Raw genomic sequence first — 19900 nt, 5'->3', positions numbered from 1 at the left:
TGGATACGAGGCGAACGAGACGCGAAGCACGCGCTGCGGTCAGACTTCTCCCCACAGGTCGTGCCCGTCGGCGCCCGTGATTCTCACCGATACGAAGTCGCCGACCTTGTAGCGCTTCGACGCCTTCGTCGCCGGCGCGACATAGACCACGCCGTCGATCTCCGGCGCGTCGGCGGCCGTGCGGCCGATGCCGCCGTCGGCGTTGACTTCGTCGACGAGCACCTTCAGCGTTTTGCCGACCTTGCGCGCCATGCGCTTGGCCGACACTTCTTCGGCGACTTCCATGAAGCGCGCGCGACGCGCTTCCCGGACTTCATCGGGCAACGCGCCATCGAGCTCGTTCGCGCTCGCACCTTCGACGGGAGAGTACGCGAAGCAGCCCACTCGATCGAGCTCCGCGGCGCGAATGAATTCGAGGAGTGTCTCGAATTGCGCCTCCGTCTCGCCGGGGAACCCCGCGATGAACGTGCTGCGGATCGTCAGATCGGGGCAAATCCGGCGCCAGTTGGCGACGCGCTCGAGCGTCCGCTCGGCGTTGGCAGGACGCTTCATGCGCTTGAGCACTTGCGGATCGGCGTGTTGGAACGGCACGTCGAGGTAGGGCAGAACGTGGCCCTTCAGCGGGCCCTCGGCCATCATCGGAATGATCTCGTCGACGTGCGGATAGGGATAGACGTAATGGAGCCGGACCCAGGCGCCGTATTGCGCCGCGAGCTCGCCGAGGGCACCGACGAGCTCCGTCATGCGCGTCTTGAGGGGCCGACCATTCCAGAAGCCGGTGCGGAACTTGACATCGGTACCGTAGGCGCTCGTGTCCTGCGAGATGACGAGCAACTCCTTCACGCCCGATTTGAAGAGATTCTCGGCTTCCAGCATGACTTCCGCGATGGGACGCGAGACGAGGTCTCCGCGCATCGACGGGATGATGCAGAACGTGCAGCGATGGTTGCAGCCCTCGGAAATCTTCAAATACGCATAGTGGCGCGGCGTGAGCTTGATCCCCGCGGGCGGCACCAGATCGACGAACGGGTCGTGCGGCTTGGGCAGATGGCTGTGCACGGCCTGCATGACCTCGCCGACGGCGTGCGGGCCGGTGACCGCGAGCACCTTCGGATGCACTTCCTCGATGAGACCGGTGCCGCTTGCACTCTTTTTGGCGCCGAGGCAGCCGGTGACGATGACCTTGCCGTTCTCGGTGAGGGCTTCGCCGATGGCGTCGAGGCTTTCCTGAACCGCTTCATCGATGAAGCCGCAGGTGTTGACGACAACGAGATCGGCACCGTCATAGGTGCCCGAGATCTCGTAACCCTCGGCGCGCAGCTGGGTGATGATCTGCTCGGAGTCGACGAGAGCCTTGGGGCACCCGAGGGAAACGAAGCCGACTTTGGGAGCGGCGCTCGGCGCGGCGACAGGCGAGGTGGGGGATGAAGTCTGCGGCATGGGCGGTTCGGCGACAAATGGCAACGAGGGAAGCGGCGAGCGCGATAGGCGCTGTCCAGTCCCGCGGCTCGTCAGAGAAACCGCGTATTGTAACTCGCCGCCAGGGCCCGCGCCTTCGCACGCCGGCCGATCCGGCATCCGCCCGCGGATCGCCGCACCGTCCGTCCTACTTCTTTTCCGGCGGCTCCGACCCCGAGTTGGGCTTGTTGAAGGTAAACGAACTGAACATCGACTTCGCCTGGTTCTGCATCTGCTCCTGCAGTTGCACGAACATGTTCTTCGATTGTTCGATGTAGCTCGTCATCATGCCCTGCATCATCGGCGCCTGCATGTTCATGAATTGCGACCATACCTCGGGGTTCAGCGCATTGCCCTCGTAGAGGGTCTTCGACTGCTCGGCGAGCTTGTTCTGGATATCGATGAACGCCTGAATATTCTTTTCCAGATACGTGCCCATCATTCCCTGCATCGCATGCCCGTAGAAACGGATGATCTGCGAGAGCATCGAAGAGGAGAACATCGGCACGCCGCCGCTCTCCTCTTCGAGAATGATCTGCAGCAGGATGCTGCGCGTCAGATCTTCGTTGGTCTTCGCATCGATGACCTTGAAGTCCTCCTGGTCGAGCACCAGTTGCTTCACGTCGCTCAACGTGATGTACGTGCTCGTCTCCGTGTCATAGAGCCGACGGTTCGGATATTTTTTGATGAATCGCTCGGCTGTTTTCTTTGTAGTCGACATGTAACGCCTTCTAATATCAAGCCAATGTAGCGCAGTGTCGGCGCGTCGTATCCGCCGCTGTGGCACTGGCGGACCGGCCCCCGAAACCGAAACCCCGAAACGCGACTGTGCCGGCCGCGACACAGCGGAATCCGCAGCCGGCCGACGCGCATCAGCCCATGTGCAAACCGCCGTTCAACGAAAAATCGGCGCCCGTCGAAAACCCCGACTCCTCCGACGCCAGCCACGCCACGATCGAAGCGATCTCGTCCGGAGAGCCGAGCCGGCGCACCGGAATCGTCGCAATGATCTTCTCGAGCACATCGGCGCGGATCGACTTGACCATATCCGTCCCAATGTAGCCCGGCGACACCGTATTGACCGTCACGCCCTTCGTCGCCACTTCCTGCGCCAGCGCCATCGTGAAGCCGTGAATGCCCGCCTTGGCGGTCGAATAGTTCGTCTGCCCGAACTGCCCTTTCTGACCGTTGACCGACGAAATGTTGACGATGCGCCCCCATCCACGCTCGACCATCCCGTCGATGACCTGCTTGGTCACGTTGAAAAGGCTCGTCAGATTGGTGTCGATGACGGCCGTCCAGTCCTCATGCGTCATCTTGCGAAACACGACGTCGCGCGTAATGCCCGCGTTGTTGACGAGCACATCGATCTCGCCGACTTCGGCCTTCACCTTGTCGAACGCGGCCTTCGTCGACTCCCAATCGCCGACGTTGCCTTCCGACGCGACGAAATCGTAGCCGAGCGCCTTTTGCTGCTCGAGCCACGTCGCGCGGCGCGGCGAGTTCGGCCCGCAGCCCGCGACTACCCGATAGCCCTGCTTGTGAAGGCGCTGGCAGATGGCGGTGCCGATACCGCCCATCCCGCCCGTTACGTACGCAATGCGCTGACTCATGAATCACGCTCCATTTCTCTTTTTGGGCGGGGCGCCTGACGCCCCGCCCCTCGTTATCAACCGCCCCGACCAAGCGGCCCTTCCTGCGACATGCGCGCCGTCACACCCGCTCGACGGCCAGCGCCACGCCCATCCCTCCGCCGATGCAAAGCGAAGCCAAGCCGCGCTTCGCGTCGCGCTTTTGCATCTCGTGCAGCAGCGTGACAAGAATACGGCAACCCGACGCGCCGATCGGGTGACCGATCGCAATTGCGCCGCCGTTCACGTTGATCTTCGACGTATCCCAGCCCATTTGCTTGTGGACCGCCAGCGCCTGCGCCGCGAACGCCTCGTTGATTTCCATTAGATCGAGATCGCCGACAGACCATCCCGCACGCTCGAGGCAGCGCCGCGACGCCGGCACGGGCCCCATGCCCATCACCTTCGGATCGACGCCCGCATTCCCGTAGGCCTTGATGCGCGCGAGCGGCTTCAGGCCGAGCGCGTCGGCCTTCTTAGCCGACATGACGAGCACGGCCGCCGCACCGTCATTGATGCCCGACGCATTGCCGGCCGTCACCGAGCCTTCCTTCGCAAAAGCAGGCTTGAGCCCCCCCAACGATTCGGCGGTGACGCCGTGACGCACGAACTCGTCGGTGGCAAAGCGCAGCGGCTCGCCCTTCCTCTGCGGCACTTCGACGGGCACGATCTCGTCGTCGAACCGCCCCGACTTCTGCGCGGCCTCGGCCTTGTTCTGCGAGAGCGCGGCAAACTGGTCCTGCTCTTCGCGCGTCACGCTGTATTCCTTGGCGACGTTTTCGGCCGTCACGCCCATGTGATACTGGTTGTAGACGTCCCATAGGCCGTCGACGATCATCGAATCGACGAGCTTCGCGTCGCCCATGCGGAAGCCGTCGCGCGAGCCGAGCAGGATGTGCGGCGCGGCGCTCATGTTTTCCTGGCCGCCCGCAACAACGATGTCCGCATCGCCGGCAATGACGGCGTTCGCCGCGAGCATGACCGCCTTCAGGCCCGAGCCGCAGACCTTGTTGATCGTCATGCCGGGTATGGCGCTCGGCAGGCCCGCCTTGATCAGCGCTTGCCGTGCGGGGTTCTGCCCGGAGCCGCCGGTCAGCACTTGGCCCATGATGACTTCGCTGACCTGCTCGGGCTTCACGCCCGCACGCTCGAGCACCGCGCGAATCACCGTGGCCCCGAGCTCCGGCGCCGGAATCTTGGCAAGCGAGCCGCCGAATTTGCCGACGGCGGTACGAGCAGCGGAAACGATCACTACGTCTGTCATTTTGGAACTCCTCCGAGCGAGGCGGCCTTTTGGGCCGCGCCCCGTACAGTTGAAAATCAATTCCGACCGCGGTTCGCGCGGGTGCGCGTGACCGAGGTCCCGTGAAGCAGCCGATCCGGACCTTCGCGCGTCAGCGCTCGATCCGATCGAGTGTCGCGGCCGATGGAACGAACGGCTTGCCTTCGCTCAATCGCGCTCTTGCACATAGCGCCCCGGCGCCGGCTCGATGACCGGATACTCGGCTGAGCCGAGTTGCGCGCGGGACTTGACCTTGCGGCCGCCATACTGGTCGAGCCACGTGATCCAGTCGGGCCACCAGCTGCCGGGTTTTTCGACGGCCGCGTCGAACCACTCGTCCGGATCCTCGGGCAGCGTCTTCTCGCTTCCTTCATATACCCAGTAGCTGCGCTTGCGCTTCGCCGGCGGATTGATGACACCGGCGATATGGCCCGAGGCGCCGAGCACGAACCGCTGCGGCCCGGTCAACAGCGGCGCCGACCCGTAGGCCGTCCGCCACGGCACGATATGATCCTCGCGCGAGCCGTAGATGAACGTCGGCACGTCGATGCGCGACAGGTCGAGCGGCTCGCCGCACACGGTCAGCGCGCCGGGCTCTCGCACCCGATTCTCGAGATACGTGTTGCGCAGATACCAGACGAACATCGGCCCTGGCAGATTCGTCGAATCGCTGTTCCAATAGAGCAGATCGAACGGCACTGGCGTGCGGCCCTTCAGATAATTGTCGACGACGTAGTTCCAGACCAGATCGTTCGGCCGCAAAAACGAGAACGCGTTCGCGAACTCGAGGCCGCGCATGAGACCCGGCGCCGCGCCGTTGCAGCCGCCGATCGTCTGTTCGCGCATGCTCACATGCGCTTCGTCGACGAAGACGTCCAGGACCCCCGTGTCGGAGAAATCGAGCATCGCCGTGACGAGCGTCATCGAGGCGGCCGGATGCTCACCGCGCGCCGCGAGGATCGCGAGCGCCGACGCGAGCATCGTCCCGCCGATGCAGAACCCGAACGTATTGATCTGCTCGCGCTCGCTCACGCTCTTGACCACGTCGATGGCGGCGAGCACGCCTTCCGTCATGTAGTCGTCCCACGTCTTGCCCGCGAGCGACGCATCGGGATTGCGCCAGGAAATCATGTAAACCTGATGGCCCGATTCGAGCGCATGGGCGACGAGCGAACTTTCGGGTTGCAGATCGAGAATGTAGTACTTGTTGATGCAAGGCGGCACCATCAGGAGCGGGCGCTCGAAGACGCTCTCGGTGCGCGGCTTGTACTGGATCAGCTGAATGAGATCGTTCTCGAAGACGACGGCGCCTTCCGTCGAGGCGATATTCTTGCCGACCACGAACCGCGACTCGTCGCTTTGCGAGATCTTCCCGCGCCGCAGATCGGAGAGCAGGTTCATGACACCCTGACGCAAGCTCTCGCCGTGGCTCTCGACGAGCGCCTTCTGCGCTTCGGGATTGAGCGCGAGGAAGTTGCTCGGCGAGGCGGCCGCTGTCCATTGCTGGACCGAGAAGCGAATCCGCTCGCGCGTCTTCGGATCGGTGTCGACTGCGTCGGCAAGTTCCTGCAGGTATCTCGCGTTGAGCAGGTACCACGCGGCCATATAGGCAAAGGCCGGCGAGGCTTTCCAAGCTTCAGACGAAAAGCGCCGGTCCGGCAGTTCGGGCGCCGCCGCGCCGCCGGCGCTCGCCTGCTTCATCAGCTCGATGAATTCCCGCGTGTAGTCCGCCTGCAATCGCTGTAGCCGCTCGGCCGGCACCGCCAGGGGGATGCCCGGAAATCCGGCCGCCGTCTGATTGGCGTTGGGCGCGCCGGCCATGCCGTACATGGCGGACAACGACGGCATCTGCGGCATGTGGGGCATCGCCGGCATCTGCGGCATCTGTGGCATCGGCGGCATGGTGAACGGGAACGCGAACGGCGCGGCCGCTCCGTTCGACGCCGACGCGGACGCGCCCCCGCCCGACGGCGCGGCCGCGGGCCGCGACATCTCATTTGCAAACGCACGCCATGCGTTCATCCATGCATCGAACATTTGCTGCGGATCGGCGCTGCCCGCCGCGGCCTGCTGCCCGTGGCTCGAAGAAGTATCAGCGTGAGAGGAACTCGAAGGATGTTTTGAAGCTGTCATACCCGCTCGTGACCGGTAAGCCTCGGAAGACTGATTGATAGGCGGGTGCAGCGCATCCGGGCGAACCCTCGGGACTTCGATGCGCTCACCCATTGCGAGGGTCATTCTTGCTCCCCGCCGTAAGTCGTGTCAATGCTTGAGACCGATTTTGCCGCACTGCGATAGCTTTTTTATTATCGTTTTCCCGATGTCGATCGTACGGACTATCGGCAAGCCAGCAAACGTATTGTCAGTGCATACCGTTCCGTCTGACCGAGCCGCGCATCACTTTTCGACACTCATCGCGGCACGCAGTTCGCTCGTTTCTTGTGCGGCGCATCGCCTGGCACCCGTTCGCACCTCATTGATCGAGCCAGATCAGCGCGGCCATTCGCCCTGTCACGCGATCGCGTCGATACGAGTAGAAGCGATCGGCTTGCGTGACCGTGCATGCATCGCCGCCCGTCACCTGCACGATGCCATGCCGCGCCAGGCGCAACCGGGCGAGCGCATAGAGATCGGCCAAATACTTGCCTTGCGTTTGCCCGCGCGGCGCGAACGCGTCCGACGTCGGTGCGCGCTCGGCGCCCTCGGCTGCGGCCATGAATGCGTCGCGAACATCGTCACCGACTTCGAAAGCACGCGGACCGATCGCGGGCCCCAGATACGCATGCAGCGTTTGCGTCTGCGCGCCCGCGAGTGCCGCCACTTGTCGCGCCGTTTTTTCGACGATGCCGGCCACGAGCCCACGCCAGCCCGCATGCGCGGCACCCACGGCTCGCCCTGCCTCGTCGGCAAGCAGGACCGGCATACAGTCGGCCACCATGACCACGCAGGCGGCCCCGGGCCTATCGGTCATGCTCGCGTCGGCATGCGGCGAGCCGCCCGCATCGAGCACTGCGTCGGCGCGCACGACCGTGTCGCCATGAACTTGATGGAGCCATGCAGGCTGCACGCCCACCAGCGCGCGAAGACGAGCACGGTTCTCCTCGACATGAGAGGGCTCGTCGTCCGTGCGCAGCCCGAGGTTCAAGCCGCCAGGCGCTTGGGCGCCATCGACGATCCGCCCGTACGGCGGCAGGCTCACACCGCCCGAGCGCGTGGTGACTAGCGCCCGCACTCGGGACGACACGCGCCATCCCGGTTGCAGGCAGTCATGCATGGTCAGCGGGGGGCAATTCATGTCACGGTCTCACTCGATATCTTCATCACCGGCATCGATCATTCCACCGTCGTATGCCTCGTCTTCGATGAACTCGAACTCGCCTTCGTCGCCTTCGTCGATCTCACCCTCTTCGCCGAAGCCCAACGCCGCGGCGAGCCCGGTCATGTCCTCGGGCAACTCGGCGACCCAATGCATCGTGCGCCGCGTCTGCGGATGCACGAGGCCCAGACGCCACGCATGCAGCGCCTGTCGCGCGAAGCCGCCCGGCAACGGTACGCTCGAGCGGCGGCCGCGCATGCCGCCGTAGACCGGATCCGCGAGCAGCGGATGGCCCAGGTGCGCGCAATGAACGCGAATCTGGTGCGTGCGCCCGGTCTCGAGATCGCAATGAATCGCCGATACGGGTTGTCGCTGCCAGACGATTCGGTCGATCGTCCGGAAATGCGTGCGCGCGGGCTTGCCGGCCGCGCCCGTGACGACGGCCATGCGCGTGCGCTCGCGCGGATCGCGGCCGATCGGCGCATCGACGGTCCCCTCGTCGGGCATCTCGCCCCAGACGAGCGCGAAATAGCGGCGCTTCACCGTGCGCGCCTGCAACTGCCGCACGAGATCCGTTTGCGCCTCGAGCGTGCGGGCGACGACCATGAGGCCCGACGTGTCCTTGTCGAGCCGATGCACGATACCCGCGCGCGGCAGCCCGGCGGCCGCCTCGCCATAGCGGTGCAGCAGGCCGTTCAGAATCGTGCCGCTCCAATTGCCGGCGGCCGGATGCACGACGAGCCCGGCCGGCTTGTTCAGCACCACGAGCGCCTCATCCTCGTAGACGATCTCGAGCTCGACTGGCTCCGGGGTAAAGGCCAGCTCTTCGGGCAGCAGATCGGGAACGAGTTCGATGCGCGCCTCGAGCGCCACGGGCTGGCGCACTTTCGCCGGCTGGCCGTTCACGCGCACGCGCCCCGCCTCGACCCAACTTTGCAGGCGGCTTCGGGAAAACTCGGGGAATACTTTTGCGAGAACCTTGTCTAGCCTCTCCCCCGCGAGCGCGTCGGGCACCGACGCGATGCGCGCAGGAGCGTCGCCGCCTTGCGGAACGAACGGCGAGACGGCTGACGTAGAGGCCGGCGCCTCGCCTGACCGGGCCTTTTTCGGCTCGTCGGCGCCCGCAACGCTTCGGCTATAATCGGCGCTTCGATCTTTGGAGCCGATTCCGGCGCCTGAGGAACTTTTGCGGGTCATTGAAACTGGGTCACTGAGTGAGACTGATAGCTAGGAAGCATGGGGAAATGCGGCAAGCCTCGAACATCATGACGCGATCGGCTTTTCGCGCGGCCGCCCCGGTACTCGTCCGTGCAGCGAAGCGCGCGATCCGGCCCGCGGCGAGCCTCGGGCTCGTTGCCGCCGCGCTCGTCGTAACCGGCTGCCATGGCCTGCCGCAAAAGACCGACGAGACAGCGGTCTGGTCGAACCAGAAATTATACTCGGAGGCTCAGGACGCGCTCTCGGGTGGCGACTGGGGCAAGTGCGCCAAGTACTTCGAATCGCTGCAAGGGCGCGATCCGTTCGGTCATTTCGCCCAGCAAGCCCAAATCAATGTCGCGTACTGCAACTGGAAGGATGGCGAGACGGACGCCGCCAATCAGGCCATCGACCGTTTCATCAAGCTGCACCCCGATCATCCCGATATCGCCTATGCGTACTACCTCAAAGGGATGATTCACTTCAACGACGACCTGGGGCTGTTCGGGCGCTTCTCGGGTCAGGACATGAGCGAGCGCGATCCGAAGGCGCTGCGCGAGTCGTATGACGCGTTCAAGGTCGTGGTCGATAAGTACCCCGACAGCAAATACGCGCCCGATGCGGCCGCGCGCATGCGCTACATCGTGAACGCGCTGGCGTCGTATGAAGTGCACGCGGCCGACTACTACTATCGCCGCGGCGCCTATGTCGCATCGATCAACCGCGCGCAGCTCGCGATCAAGGAATACAAGAACGCGCCCGCGATCGAAGATGCGCTGCATCTGATGATTCTCTCGTACACGAAGCTCGACGAGCCGCAACTCGCCAACGATACGCGTCGTGTTCTCGCTGCCACGTTCCCGGACAGCCCTTATGTGACGGGCCATCCGCGAACAGGCGCGAAGAAGAAGTCGTGGTGGATCTTCTAAAAGGCCTCGTTCTATGAGGCCTCGTTCCAAGAGGCCTCGAAAAACTCGCGCACGACCTCGATCTCGCGCGTACGCTTGAACGGCGGCAGGCTTTGCCAGATCCGCCGGCCGTAAGGCTTATCGACGAGACGCGTATCGCAGATCATCAGCACCCCGCGATCCGTCTCCGCCCGAATGAGTCGCCCGGCCCCCTGCTTCAGCGTGATGACCGCTTGCGGGACCTGATGCACGGCGAAGGGGCTCAAGCCTTTTTTCGCCAGCACGTCGAGGCGCGCGGCGAGCACCGGATCGTCGGGCGGCGCGAACGGCAGCTTGTCGATGACCACGAGTGACAGCGCGTCGCCGCGTACATCGACGCCTTCCCAGAAGCTCTGACTCCCGACGAGGATCGCGTTGCCGTATGCGCGAAACCGGTCGAGCAGCTCCGTGCGGCTCGCGTCGCCTTGCGTGAGCAACGGCTTATCCCATCCACGCGCCTCGATGACGTCGCGAAGCTTTGCCGCGATGCGATCGACCGCGCGCAACGTCGTACACAACACGAACACCCCCCCTCCGGCCGCTTCGATCGCGGGCAGCGCCGCATTGAAGACGGCATCGGTGAATGCCGGCGAAGACGGCTGCGGCAGATTGCGCGGCACGTAGAGCAAGCCTTGCGTACCGTAATCGAACGGGCTCGGCAGCGTCATCGAGCGGCGCGCGTCGAGCCCCATCTGAGCGGCGTAATGCGTGAAATCGCCGCGCACCGACAGCGTCGCCGACGTGAAGATCCACGCGCGCGGCACGCCGGCGCGCTGTTTGGCGAAAATCGGCGCGACCGATAGTGGTGTTTCGTGCAGCTGCACGGTGTGCGCGAACACCTCGATCCAGCGGATCGATTCGTCCGTATTGGCTCGCGCCTCCCGATCGCCGACCTCGCCGACCGTTGCCGAGCCAGCGGCAGCCGCCGCTTGCACGACGGTCCGAGCCTCCCCGGGCCCCGATTGCACGGGCAGCGCTGTCCAGCGCGCGAGCTGACTTTGCAGCTCTCGCGCTCGCCGCAAGCAGGCACCGAGCGACTCGGCGCGTTCGGCCTGGCTCGCTAGCGCGCTCGCCAGCGCGTCGAGCGCGGCCTCCAGCGCATCGAGCGCGCTGAAAACCTCATGATCGTCCGGCAATTGCGCCGCCGACAGCCGCAGCGAATCGTCCTTGAATGCCAGCCGCACCTCGCGCGCCGCGCGCTCGAGCGCGGCGCCGAGCTTGACCCATTCGGCCGCGTCGCGCGCATGCACGAGTCCTTCGGCAACCGTGTCGCGCGCGAGCTCGAGCAATTGTGACGTGGAGAGGGTCTCGCCGAAGAAGAGCGTGGCCGTCTCCGGGAGCTGGTGCGCTTCGTCGAAGATGATCGTGTTCGCCGTCGGCAGCAGCTCGGCCATCCCTGTATCGCGCAACATGATGTCGGCGAAGAAAAGGTGATGGTTGACCACGACGATATCGGCTTGCTGCGCCTCGCGGCGCGCCAGCATGACGAAGCAGTCCTTGTGGTTCGGGCACTCCTGACCGAGGCAGTTGTCGCGCGTCGAAGTCACCATCGGCCATACCGGCGAGGTCTCGGGCACGCTCGCCAGCTCCGCCTTGTCGCCCGTGCGCGTGATCTTCGCGAAGCGAACGATCTCCTGCAGATGAACCGTGTCCTGCCGCGACGGCAAACGGCCGCTATCGGCCGTCCGCTGCAGGTAATAGTGACAGAGATAATTGGCGCGGCCCTTCAACATCGCCACACTGACCGGCACCGCCAATGCATCGCGGACGGTCGGAATGTCGCGCTGGAACAACTGATCCTGCAAGTGCTTGGTGCCCGTGGAAACGATGACCTTGCCTCCCCAGAGCATGGCCGGCACGAGGTAGGCAAATGTCTTCCCGGTTCCCGTCCCCGCCTCGACGATCAGCGTGTTCTCGCCAGCGCTGCTGTCGCTTTCCTCAGCGCGCTCGTGGCCATCGCGGTCCGCTTCGGAGCCGGCGGCGGCGTCGCCGTTCGTCCGGAGTCGCCGCGCGGGGCGCCGCTGCGCCTCGAACATCGCCGGCTCCGGCAGCGCGCGGCCCGACGCATCCATCGTCGCGGCCACCGCACGCGCCATTTCGATTTGCGAAGCGCGCGGCCGATAACCGTCGATCGCGCGCGCAAGCAGCCCATCGGCCGCGAAAATCGCGTCGAGCTCCGCGCTCCGTTTCGCACTCAGCGCGGCGGGCGAACGCGTCTCTCGCGTCATCCCGCGCGGTTCGTTGGGAGAATCGTCCCGCGGTGAATCCAAGGCAAGCGGCTCCTAAGGAACGACCGGCGCCGAGCCGCTGCACCGGCTCAGGGCCTGGTCACGCGTGCTTGTCCGGTTCGAGCTGCAATTGCAGCAACGTGATGTTGTCCTTGACCTTGAGCTTGCGCTTTTTCAAGCGTCTCAGCTCGAAGTCGCTGATTTCCGAAGAGTCCGACAATTTGTCGATCATGCGATCGAGTTCGCTATGCTCCGACTGCAACTGCACGATGCGGTCGCGCAGAGCATCGGGATGGATCGCTTGATGGTCGCGCATAGTCGCCTCCTCGTTCGACAGGCTGCGCGCTGCCCCCCGGCAGCACCCGCCTGAAGTTGCCGTGAAGCAGAAAATCGTCGCGTCAGTCGGCCTCCTGCTGCTCCTTGCGCAACGATTTCTGCTGCTCCTGCTGCTGCAACTGCTCTTGCTGCTTTTCCTGCGCCTTCTGCTCCGCCTGCTTCTGTCGAGCTTCGACATCGGCCTTGTGCTGAGCGGCGTCGGCCTGCTTCTCGGCGAATCGCCGCGCCCGCTCGGCGCGCTCCTTAGCATCTTGCGCCGCCTGCTGCCGAGCCTGCTCGAGCTTGCGCTGATAATCGGACTGTTTCTGATCATACGCCGCCTGATTGGCCGCGCGCTGCGGCGCTTCGGCATTGCGCCTGGCGACGTCGAGCTCGTGCTGGCGTTGCTTTTCGGCATACGACTCGGCATTGCGCGCATCGGTCGCGGCACGCTGCGACGCCTCCGCCGCATCGCTTGCCGCCTTGAGCGCCTCGCGCTCGTCGCGCGCCTGCGCGTGCGCCGCGCGCCGCTCGTCGTCGAGCTGAAGCTGCTCGGCATGAATCCGCGCCTGCGTTTCGCGCATCTTGTCGCGAGCGCGGCCGATGCAAGCGTTCACGAAAAACCGGTCATAGCAGTTGTGAACGGCGACACCGTATTCGTACTGATTCTGCGCGCCATGAGTATCGAGCACTTTTTGGCGCGCATCGAAGTCGCTCGCGGACGTGGCGGCGCTCGCCGCTCGCATGTCATCGGCAGGCTTCGAGGCATCGTGCGGCCCGTTTGCGCCGCCGGCCGCGGGCATTGTTTGTGCAGACGCCGCAAGCGGTGCCGCAACGAAAGCGGCGCCGAGCATCGCGGCGCGCAAGTAGGCGGGAAAACGGGAGATTTGCAACGTCATTGGGGGGCATCGGAACATGGCCGAAATTCTAACACCCGGCCTGGACCGCCCGCCCATTTGTGGCAAAATGCGCCGCTTCAGCAACCGGCCCGCGCCGCGCGTCCGAGTCGCCCCGCGGCTTGGGTCCAGGTGCGAAGCCTCGCAGTGAGATGCCCTCTTTCTCTATGACGGACAACGTAGCACTGAAGATCGTACGGCGCATCGCCGCCGAATTGACCGTGGAGCCGCGCCAGGTCGCAGCGGCTGTGCAACTTCTCGACGAAGGCGCGACCGTTCCGTTCATCGCGCGATACCGCAAGGAAGTCACCGGCAATCTCGACGACACGCAATTGCGTCAGCTCGAAGAACGGCTGCTCTACCTGCGCGAAATGGAAGAGCGGCGGGCCACGATTCTTGCCAGCATCGAAGAGCAAGGCAAGCTCACCGATGAACTGCGCGCCGCCATCGACGCCGCCGATAGCAAGCAGGTCCTCGAAGACCTCTACCTCCCGTACAAGCCTAAGCGCCGCACGCGCGCGCAGATCGCTCGAGAGGCGGGCCTCGAGCCCCTTGCGCAGGCGCTCCTTGCCGACCCTCGGCTCGATCCGCAAACCGAGGCCGCACGGTACGTCGACGCCGAAAAAGGCGTGGCCGACGTCAAAGCCGCGCTCGATGGCGCGCGCGACATTCTCTCGGAGCAATTCGGGGAGACGGCCGAACTGCTTGGCAAGCTGCGCGAGTACCTGTCCGAGCGCGGCATCGTCTCCTCTACCGTCGTGGAAGGCAAGGAGAACGAAGAAGGCGAGAAATTCCGCGACTACTACGACTACGCGGAAACGCTGAAGACGGTTCCTTCGCACCGTGCGCTCGCGCTCTTTCGAGGCCGCAACGCGGGCGTGCTGATGATCAAGCTCGGACTTGGCGCAGAGCTCGACGTAGAGGTGCCGCATCCGTGCGAAGCGATGATCGCGCGCCACGTCGGGATTTCGAACCAGAACCGTCCCGCCGACAAGTGGCTCGGCGACGTCTGCCGCTGGTGCTGGCGCGTCAAAGTGCAGCCGCATCTCGAGAACGAGCTGCTGACGCAGCTGCGCGAGAGCGCCGAGCACGAGGCGATCCGCGTTTTCGCCCGCAACCTGAAGGACTTGCTGCTCGCCGCGCCGGCCGGCCCGAAGGCCGTGATCGGTCTGGATCCCGGGTTGCGCACGGGTGTGAAGGTCGCCGTCGTCGATCGCACCGGCAAGCTGCTGGCCACCGATACCATCTATCCGCACGAGCCGCGCCGCGACTGGGACGGCTCGATCGCGAGGCTCGCCCGTCTCGCGAGTCAGACGCAGGCCGAACTGATCAGCATCGGCAACGGGACGGCCTCGCGCGAAACGGACAAGCTCGCCGCCGAGCTCATCGCGCGTCATCCCGAGCTCAAGCTCCAGAAGATCGTCGTCTCGGAGGCCGGTGCATCCGTCTACTCGGCTTCGGAGCTCGCGGCAAAAGAGTTTCCCGATCTCGACGTGTCGTTGCGCGGCGCCGTCTCGATCGCGCGCCGGCTGCAGGATCCGCTTGCGGAGCTCGTCAAGATCGAGCCGAAAGCGATCGGCGTCGGCCAATATCAGCACGATGTCAACCAGCGCGAGCTCGCTCGGACGCTCGACGCCGTCGTCGAGGATTGCGTGAATGCGGTCGGCGTCGATGCCAACACCGCATCGGTCGCCCTGCTCGCCCGCGTGTCGGGATTGAACGGCACGCTCGCCCGCAACATCGTCGATTACCGCGATGCGAATGGCCCTTTCCCGTCACGCGAACACCTGCGCAAAGTGCCGCGCCTCGGCGACAAGACGTTCGAGCAGGCAGCGGGCTTTCTGCGCATCAACGGCGGTGAAAACCCGCTAGACCGTTCGTCGGTTCACCCCGAAGCGTATCCCGTCGTCGAGCGCATGCTCGCGAAGATTCGCAAGAGCGTCGGCGAAGTGCTCGGCAGTCGCGAAGCGCTCGCCGGCCTCTCGCCTTCCGAGTTCGTCGACGAGCGCTTCGGCTTGCCGACCGTGCGCGACATCCTCTCCGAGCTCGAAAAGCCGGGCCGCGATCCGCGCCCCGAATTCAAGACGGCGACCTTCCGCGAAGGCGTCGAAAAGATTTCCGATCTGGCGCCCGGCATGGTGCTCGAAGGCGTCGTGACAAACGTCGCGGCATTCGGCGCGTTCGTCGATATCGGCGTTCATCAGGACGGCCTCGTGCACGTGTCGGCGATGTCGACAAAATTCGTCAAGGATCCGCACGAAGTCGTCAAAGCGGGCCAGGTCGTGAAGGTGAAGGTGCTCGAAGTCGATGTGAAGCGCCAGCGCATCGCACTGACGATGCGGCTCTCCGATGACGCCGCGCCCACCGCGCGTAGCGGCGGTGGGGAAGCCGGCGATCGCGGGGCCGGCCGCACTGGCGGCGGCATGCGGGGTCAACGTCAGCGTGAGGCGGAACCTGCGAGCGCGATGGCTGCGGCGTTCGCCAAGCTCAAGCAACGTTGAGCAAGGTGTTCCTGGTCAAGCCGGCGCCCTGAGCCGGCTTCGATGGCTTGCAGGGAGCCCGTGTCGGTTACACGGGCTTGTTTGTTACCACCAGGTCTCGGCTGCCAAAATGAGGCGGCGAGGCGGCGCCGCGCTGCAACGACCGACCGGTCAGATCTCGATCTTCGTACCGAGCTCGACGACGCGATTCGCCGGAATACGGAAGAAGTCGGTCGGCTTGGCGGCGTTCTGATGCATCCAGGCAAACACTCGCTCGCGCAGCACCGACATGCCGGGCAATTGCGTCGGCACGACCGTTTCGCGAGCCAGAAAAAACGATGTATCCATCAGCTCGAATGTCATGCCGAAGCTGTGGCTGATTTCCGCGAGAACGGCCTTGACGTCCGGTGTCTCGTTGAAACCATAGGCCGACTTGACGACGTATAGCCCGCCGCTCAGATCCTTCATCGTTACGCGCTCTTCATCTCTAACGTACGGGATGTCGCGCGTCACGAACGTCATGAACAGCGTGCGTTCGTGCAACACCTTGTTGTGCTTGAGGTTGTGCAGAAGGCTCACGGGCACGAGCTCGTCGCTGCCAGTCAGATAGATCGCAGTCCCGGACACCCGATGCGGCGGGTGCGCGAGCAATCCCTGCAGGAACGGCGCGAGCGGAATACCGTCGGCGGCCGTGCGCTCCTTCACGAGCAAACGGCCCTTGTGCCACGTCATCAACAGGAAGAACAGTAACGCCCCGATGCCGAGCGGCAGCCAGCCGCCTTCGGCGACCTTCAACAGGTTGGCACCGAAGAATGCGACATCGACGATCATGAATCCCGCGATTATCAGCGCCACGAGCAGCTTGTTCCAGTTCCAGACCTTGACCATGACGACGCAGGCCAAGACCGTCGTGATCACCATCGTCGTCGTCACAGCGATGCCATAGGCGGCAGCGAGGTTGTCCGAGCTCTTGAAGCCGATGACGATCAGCAATATGACGAGCAGCAGCATCCAGTTCACGACGGGAACATAGATCTGCCCGATCGCCAGATCCGACGTGTGAAGGATCTTCATGCGCGGCACGTAGCCGAGCTGGATAGCCTGGCTCGTCAGCGAGTAAGCGCCCGAAATGACCGCTTGGGACGCGATCACAGTCGCGACTGTCGAGAGCACGACGAGCGGCAATACGGCCCAATCGGGGGCCAACAGGAAAAAGGGATTCGCGAGCGCCTTCGGGTCGTGCATGAGCAATGCCCCCTGCCCGAAGTAGTTGAGGACGAGCGAGGGCATAACGAGGCAATACCATGCGACGCGAATCGGCTTCGCGCCGAAATGGCCCATGTCCGCGTAGAGTGCCTCGGCGCCGGTCAGCACGAGAAAGACCGACCCGAGCACGACATAAGCCTGCAGCAAATGCTGAGACATGAACGAAGCCGCGTAATAAGGATTCAGAGCGGCGATCACGCCCGGCTCGCGCACGATATGGACGACGCCGAGCACGGCGAGGGTCGCGAACCAGACGATCATGATCGGGCCGAACAGCTTGCCGACAATCGATGTGCCGTGGCGCTGGATCCAGAACAACGCCACGAGAATGACCATCGTGATCGGCACGACGAGGTGCGAGAGATGCGGCGTCGCTATCTCGAGTCCTTCCACGGCCGAAATCACGGAAATGGCCGGCGTGATGACGGCGTCGCCATAAAACATGCAAGCGCCAAAAATGCCGAGCATCATCAGGACGGCGGAAAGATTGCCTCTCGTCGGAAACGGCCTCAGCGACAAAGCCATCAGTGCCAGCACGCCGCCCTCGCCGTTGTTGTCGGCCCGCATCACGAACAGAACGTACTTGATCGAAACGACGATGACGATCGCCCAGAACAGCAGCGAAATCACGCCCAGAATCGAGCTTTCCGTGAGCGGAATCCCATGCGACTCGCTGAACGCCTGTTTCAACGAGTAAAGAGGACTGGTGCCGATGTCGCCGAAAACGACGCCTATCGCGGACAGCGCGAGGGCAGGCAGAGAGTGCTTGCGGTGGTTCTCGTAACCGTTTTCTGTCATAAACAGGAGGAAATGGCGGCCGATGAGCCGGGAGCGAGCGCTATTCTAGCCGCGCTTTGCGTCAGCGCACATGAAAAAAGCGGAGTACGACGACTCCGCTTGCATAAGGCTCGGCCGTGGCCGAGCTGCATACGCAACTAGCGTGCCTTCAGCCCGCGCTTTGCGAAATGCCGCGCTTGATCCATGCTCCGAGATTGTGCGGACGCACCGTGTCCCATTCTTCGAATGGCTGATGGATCCACGGGTTGGTCGGCAAAAACTGGACGAAATAGTCGGGCTTCACCTTCGAGCAGCCCTTGTACCAAAGCACCGCGGAGCGTACGGCCTCCACGGCCGGATATCGTTCCTTCAGGTGCTGCTGGACGCGCGCCAGCGTGACGCCCGAATCGACGAGATCGTCGACGAGCAAGACATTGCCCGATAGCTCGCCGCGCGTCATCGTGATGTACTGGGCGATGTCGAGCTCGCCTTGCAACGTGCCGGCAGCTTCGCGATAAGAACTCGTCGCGAGGATCGCGAGCGGCAGGTCGTAGATCCGCGAAAGCTGGTCGCCGACACGCAAGCCGCCGCGCGCGAGGCAAAGGATCTTGTCGAACTTCCAGCCCGAATCGTGCACGGCGAGCGCAAGCAGTTCGATCAGCCGGTGGTATTCGTCCCAGCTGATCCAAAGATTCTTTTCGTCGTTGCGTGGATCCGTCATGGCAATCATCGTCATGGCGGGCTTCAGACCTTGAACGGATGACGCAGGAGAATCGTCTCGTCGCGGTCGGGGCCCGTCGATACCATGTCGATCGGCACGCCCGCCACTTCCTGGACGCGCGACAGATACGCCTGCGCGTTCGCGGGCAGCCGGCTCCATTCCGTGATGCCGATCGTGCTCTCGTTCCAGCCACCGAACGTTTCATAGACGGGCTCACAGCGCGCCACTTCCGATGCGCCGCGCGGCAACAGATCGGCATCCTTGCCGTCGAGCTTGTAGCCGACACAAAGCTTCACTTCCTCGAGACCGTCGAGCACGTCGAGCTTCGTGATGCAGAGCCCCGATACGCCGTTGATCTGGATCGAGCGACGCAGCGCGGCCGCATCGAGCCAGCCCGTGCGGCGCGGGCGGCCAGTCACGGAGCCGAATTCCTTGCCGACGTTCGCGAGCGTGACGCCGATCGCTTCCTGTCGTTGCGGATTGTCCGCGTCATAGAGTTCGCTCGGGAACGGGCCGGCACCGACACGCGTGCAATAGGCCTTCGTGATGCCGAGGATGTAATGGAGCTTTTGCGGACCGACGCCCGCCCCCGCCGTCGCGGCGCCCGCCACGCAGTTGCTCGACGTGACGAACGGGTAAGTGCCGTGATCGATATCGAGCAGCGTGCCCTGAGCACCCTCGAAAAGCAGATTGCGGCCCGCCGCGTTCTCGTCGTATAAACGGCGTGACACGTCGGTCACCATCGGCGCGAGACGCTCGGCATAGCCGAGCATCGTGTCGAGTGTCTGTTGGAAATCGACGGCCGCCGCTCCGAGATACTGGGTCAGCACGAAGTTGTGGAAATCGAGGTTCTCGCGCAGACGCTCGGCGAACGCATCGGGGGCGAAGAGGTCCTGCACCCGCAACGCGCGCCGGCCGATCTTGTCCTCGTATGCCGGGCCGATGCCGCGCCCCGTCGTGCCGATCTTTCCCGAGCCGCGACGCGCCTCGCGCGCCTGATCGATCGCGACATGATAAGGAAGGATCAGCGTGGCGGCTTCGGAAATGAAGAGGCGGCGGCGCACGTCGAGGCCCGCCGTTTCGAGCTCTTCGATTTCCTTGAACAGTGCCTCGGGCGACAGCACGACGCCGTTGCCGATGTAGCACGCCACGTCCGCGCGCATGATGCCAGACGGGATAAGCCGCAAGATGGTCTTCTTGCCGCCGATGATGAGCGTATGCCCGGCGTTGTGACCGCCCTGGAAACGCACGACGCCTTGCGCGTGGTCCGTCAGCCAGTCTACGACCTTGCCCTTGCCTTCATCACCCCATTGAGTCCCGACGACGACGACGTTGCGTCCCGGAGCCGCGTTCACTGCACTGGCAGACATGTTGTTTCGTTAGCTG

Annotated in this window: 15 protein-coding genes; 2 read left to right on the top strand and 13 right to left on the bottom strand. The window is 64.2% G+C overall.

Translation table 11 applies throughout. The features are described from left to right. Nucleotides 1-39 precede the first annotated feature (39 nt). The 7 genes from rimO to B0G57_RS26270 form a co-directional block, all read right to left on the bottom strand. Nucleotides 40-1440, bottom strand: coding sequence for a 30S ribosomal protein S12 methylthiotransferase RimO (gene rimO / locus B0G57_RS26300; RefSeq protein ID WP_018441657.1), 1401 nt, complete (start codon nucleotides 1438-1440; stop codon nucleotides 40-42). A 166-nt stretch (nucleotides 1441-1606) separates the two neighbouring features. Continuing rightward, nucleotides 1607-2179 carry a polyhydroxyalkanoate synthesis repressor PhaR gene (gene phaR / locus B0G57_RS26295; RefSeq protein WP_018441656.1) on the bottom strand — a complete coding sequence of 191 codons (573 nt, stop codon included), beginning with the start codon at nucleotides 2177-2179 and terminating at the stop codon, nucleotides 1607-1609. Nucleotides 2180-2330: 151 nt separating this feature from the next. Further along, nucleotides 2331-3071: a 3-ketoacyl-ACP reductase gene (locus B0G57_RS26290; RefSeq protein WP_020566300.1), complete on the bottom strand. Its 741-nt coding sequence runs from the start codon at nucleotides 3069-3071 to the stop codon at nucleotides 2331-2333. Nucleotides 3072-3171: 100 nt separating this feature from the next. Beyond that, entirely contained in the window at nucleotides 3172-4353 is a 1182-nt protein-coding gene (locus B0G57_RS26285) for an acetyl-CoA C-acetyltransferase (protein WP_026229842.1), read from the bottom strand. A 186-nt stretch (nucleotides 4354-4539) separates the two neighbouring features. After that, on the bottom strand, nucleotides 4540-6504 hold the full coding sequence (gene phaC, locus B0G57_RS26280; protein ID WP_083925668.1) for a class I poly(R)-hydroxyalkanoic acid synthase: 1965 nt from the start codon (nucleotides 6502-6504) through the stop codon (nucleotides 4540-4542). Nucleotides 6505-6844: 340 nt separating this feature from the next. Further along, nucleotides 6845-7666, bottom strand: coding sequence for a peptidoglycan editing factor PgeF (gene pgeF / locus B0G57_RS26275; protein ID WP_035468896.1), 822 nt, complete (start codon nucleotides 7664-7666; stop codon nucleotides 6845-6847). Between the two features lie 9 nt (nucleotides 7667-7675). After that, a complete protein-coding gene (locus B0G57_RS26270) occupies nucleotides 7676-8884 on the bottom strand; it encodes an RluA family pseudouridine synthase (RefSeq protein ID WP_102607257.1) in 1209 nt (402 codons plus the stop codon). Nucleotides 8885-8952: 68 nt separating this feature from the next. On the opposite strand from B0G57_RS26270, the gene B0G57_RS26265 reads away from it, so the two are divergent. Beyond that, nucleotides 8953-9813: an outer membrane protein assembly factor BamD gene (locus B0G57_RS26265; RefSeq protein ID WP_085952733.1), complete on the top strand. Its 861-nt coding sequence runs from the start codon at nucleotides 8953-8955 to the stop codon at nucleotides 9811-9813. An 11-nt stretch (nucleotides 9814-9824) separates the two neighbouring features. Here B0G57_RS26265 and B0G57_RS26260 read toward each other — a convergent pair whose 3' ends face one another. From B0G57_RS26260 to B0G57_RS26250, 3 genes are all read right to left on the bottom strand, one after another. Beyond that, on the bottom strand, nucleotides 9825-12059 hold the full coding sequence (locus tag B0G57_RS26260; RefSeq protein ID WP_018441648.1) for an ATP-dependent DNA helicase: 2235 nt from the start codon (nucleotides 12057-12059) through the stop codon (nucleotides 9825-9827). Between the two features lie 100 nt (nucleotides 12060-12159). Then, complete coding sequence (locus tag B0G57_RS26255; RefSeq protein WP_018441647.1) at nucleotides 12160-12375, bottom strand: DUF465 domain-containing protein; 216 nt, start codon at nucleotides 12373-12375, stop codon at nucleotides 12160-12162. Nucleotides 12376-12457: 82 nt separating this feature from the next. Further along, nucleotides 12458-13291 (bottom strand): colicin transporter, encoded by an 834-nt coding sequence (locus B0G57_RS26250; protein ID WP_399278865.1) that lies wholly within the window; start codon nucleotides 13289-13291, stop codon nucleotides 12458-12460. A gap of 146 nt (nucleotides 13292-13437) precedes the next feature. On the opposite strand from B0G57_RS26250, the gene B0G57_RS26245 reads away from it, so the two are divergent. Next, entirely contained in the window at nucleotides 13438-15771 is a 2334-nt protein-coding gene (locus tag B0G57_RS26245) for a Tex family protein (RefSeq protein ID WP_018441645.1), read from the top strand. A 150-nt stretch (nucleotides 15772-15921) separates the two neighbouring features. On the opposite strand, the gene B0G57_RS26240 is transcribed toward B0G57_RS26245, so the two are convergent. From B0G57_RS26240 to B0G57_RS26230, 3 genes are all read right to left on the bottom strand, one after another. Then, entirely contained in the window at nucleotides 15922-17814 is a 1893-nt protein-coding gene (locus B0G57_RS26240) for a potassium transporter Kup (RefSeq protein ID WP_018441644.1), read from the bottom strand. Between the two features lie 148 nt (nucleotides 17815-17962). Then, nucleotides 17963-18523, bottom strand: a complete 561-nt coding sequence (locus B0G57_RS26235; RefSeq protein WP_026229838.1) for a phosphoribosyltransferase — start codon at nucleotides 18521-18523, stop codon at nucleotides 17963-17965. A gap of 14 nt (nucleotides 18524-18537) precedes the next feature. Then, the gene (locus B0G57_RS26230; protein ID WP_026229837.1) at nucleotides 18538-19884 is read right to left on the bottom strand and encodes an adenylosuccinate synthase; all 1347 of its coding nucleotides are present in this window, start codon (nucleotides 19882-19884) and stop codon (nucleotides 18538-18540) included. Between the last annotated feature and the right edge of the window lie 16 nt (nucleotides 19885-19900).

The sequence above is a fragment of the Trinickia symbiotica genome (assembly GCF_002934455.1).
Lineage (GTDB): Bacteria > Pseudomonadota > Gammaproteobacteria > Burkholderiales > Burkholderiaceae > Trinickia > Trinickia symbiotica.
Note: the sequence above shows the minus strand (reverse complement) of the source record. Positions and strands in the feature narration are given on the sequence as shown.

Coding starts and splice junctions, on each gene's coding strand:
- rimO (WP_018441657.1), bottom strand. CDS start 1,440: ATGCCGCAGACTTCATCCCCCACCTCGCCTGTCGCCGCGCCGAGCGCC.
- phaR (WP_018441656.1), bottom strand. CDS start 2,179: ATGTCGACTACAAAGAAAACAGCCGAGCGATTCATCAAAAAATATCCG.
- B0G57_RS26290 (WP_020566300.1), bottom strand. CDS start 3,071: ATGAGTCAGCGCATTGCGTACGTAACGGGCGGGATGGGCGGTATCGGC.
- B0G57_RS26285 (WP_026229842.1), bottom strand. CDS start 4,353: ATGACAGACGTAGTGATCGTTTCCGCTGCTCGTACCGCCGTCGGCAAA.
- phaC (WP_083925668.1), bottom strand. CDS start 6,504: ATGACAGCTTCAAAACATCCTTCGAGTTCCTCTCACGCTGATACTTCT.
- pgeF (WP_035468896.1), bottom strand. CDS start 7,666: ATGAATTGCCCCCCGCTGACCATGCATGACTGCCTGCAACCGGGATGG.
- B0G57_RS26270 (WP_102607257.1), bottom strand. CDS start 8,884: ATGACCCGCAAAAGTTCCTCAGGCGCCGGAATCGGCTCCAAAGATCGA.
- B0G57_RS26265 (WP_085952733.1), top strand. CDS start 8,953: ATGACGCGATCGGCTTTTCGCGCGGCCGCCCCGGTACTCGTCCGTGCA.
- B0G57_RS26260 (WP_018441648.1), bottom strand. CDS start 12,059: ATGACGCGAGAGACGCGTTCGCCCGCCGCGCTGAGTGCGAAACGGAGC.
- B0G57_RS26255 (WP_018441647.1), bottom strand. CDS start 12,375: ATGCGCGACCATCAAGCGATCCATCCCGATGCTCTGCGCGACCGCATC.
- B0G57_RS26250 (WP_399278865.1), bottom strand. CDS start 13,291: ATGTTCCGATGCCCCCCAATGACGTTGCAAATCTCCCGTTTTCCCGCC.
- B0G57_RS26245 (WP_018441645.1), top strand. CDS start 13,438: ATGACGGACAACGTAGCACTGAAGATCGTACGGCGCATCGCCGCCGAA.
- B0G57_RS26240 (WP_018441644.1), bottom strand. CDS start 17,814: ATGACAGAAAACGGTTACGAGAACCACCGCAAGCACTCTCTGCCTGCC.
- B0G57_RS26235 (WP_026229838.1), bottom strand. CDS start 18,523: ATGATTGCCATGACGGATCCACGCAACGACGAAAAGAATCTTTGGATC.
- B0G57_RS26230 (WP_026229837.1), bottom strand. CDS start 19,884: ATGTCTGCCAGTGCAGTGAACGCGGCTCCGGGACGCAACGTCGTCGTC.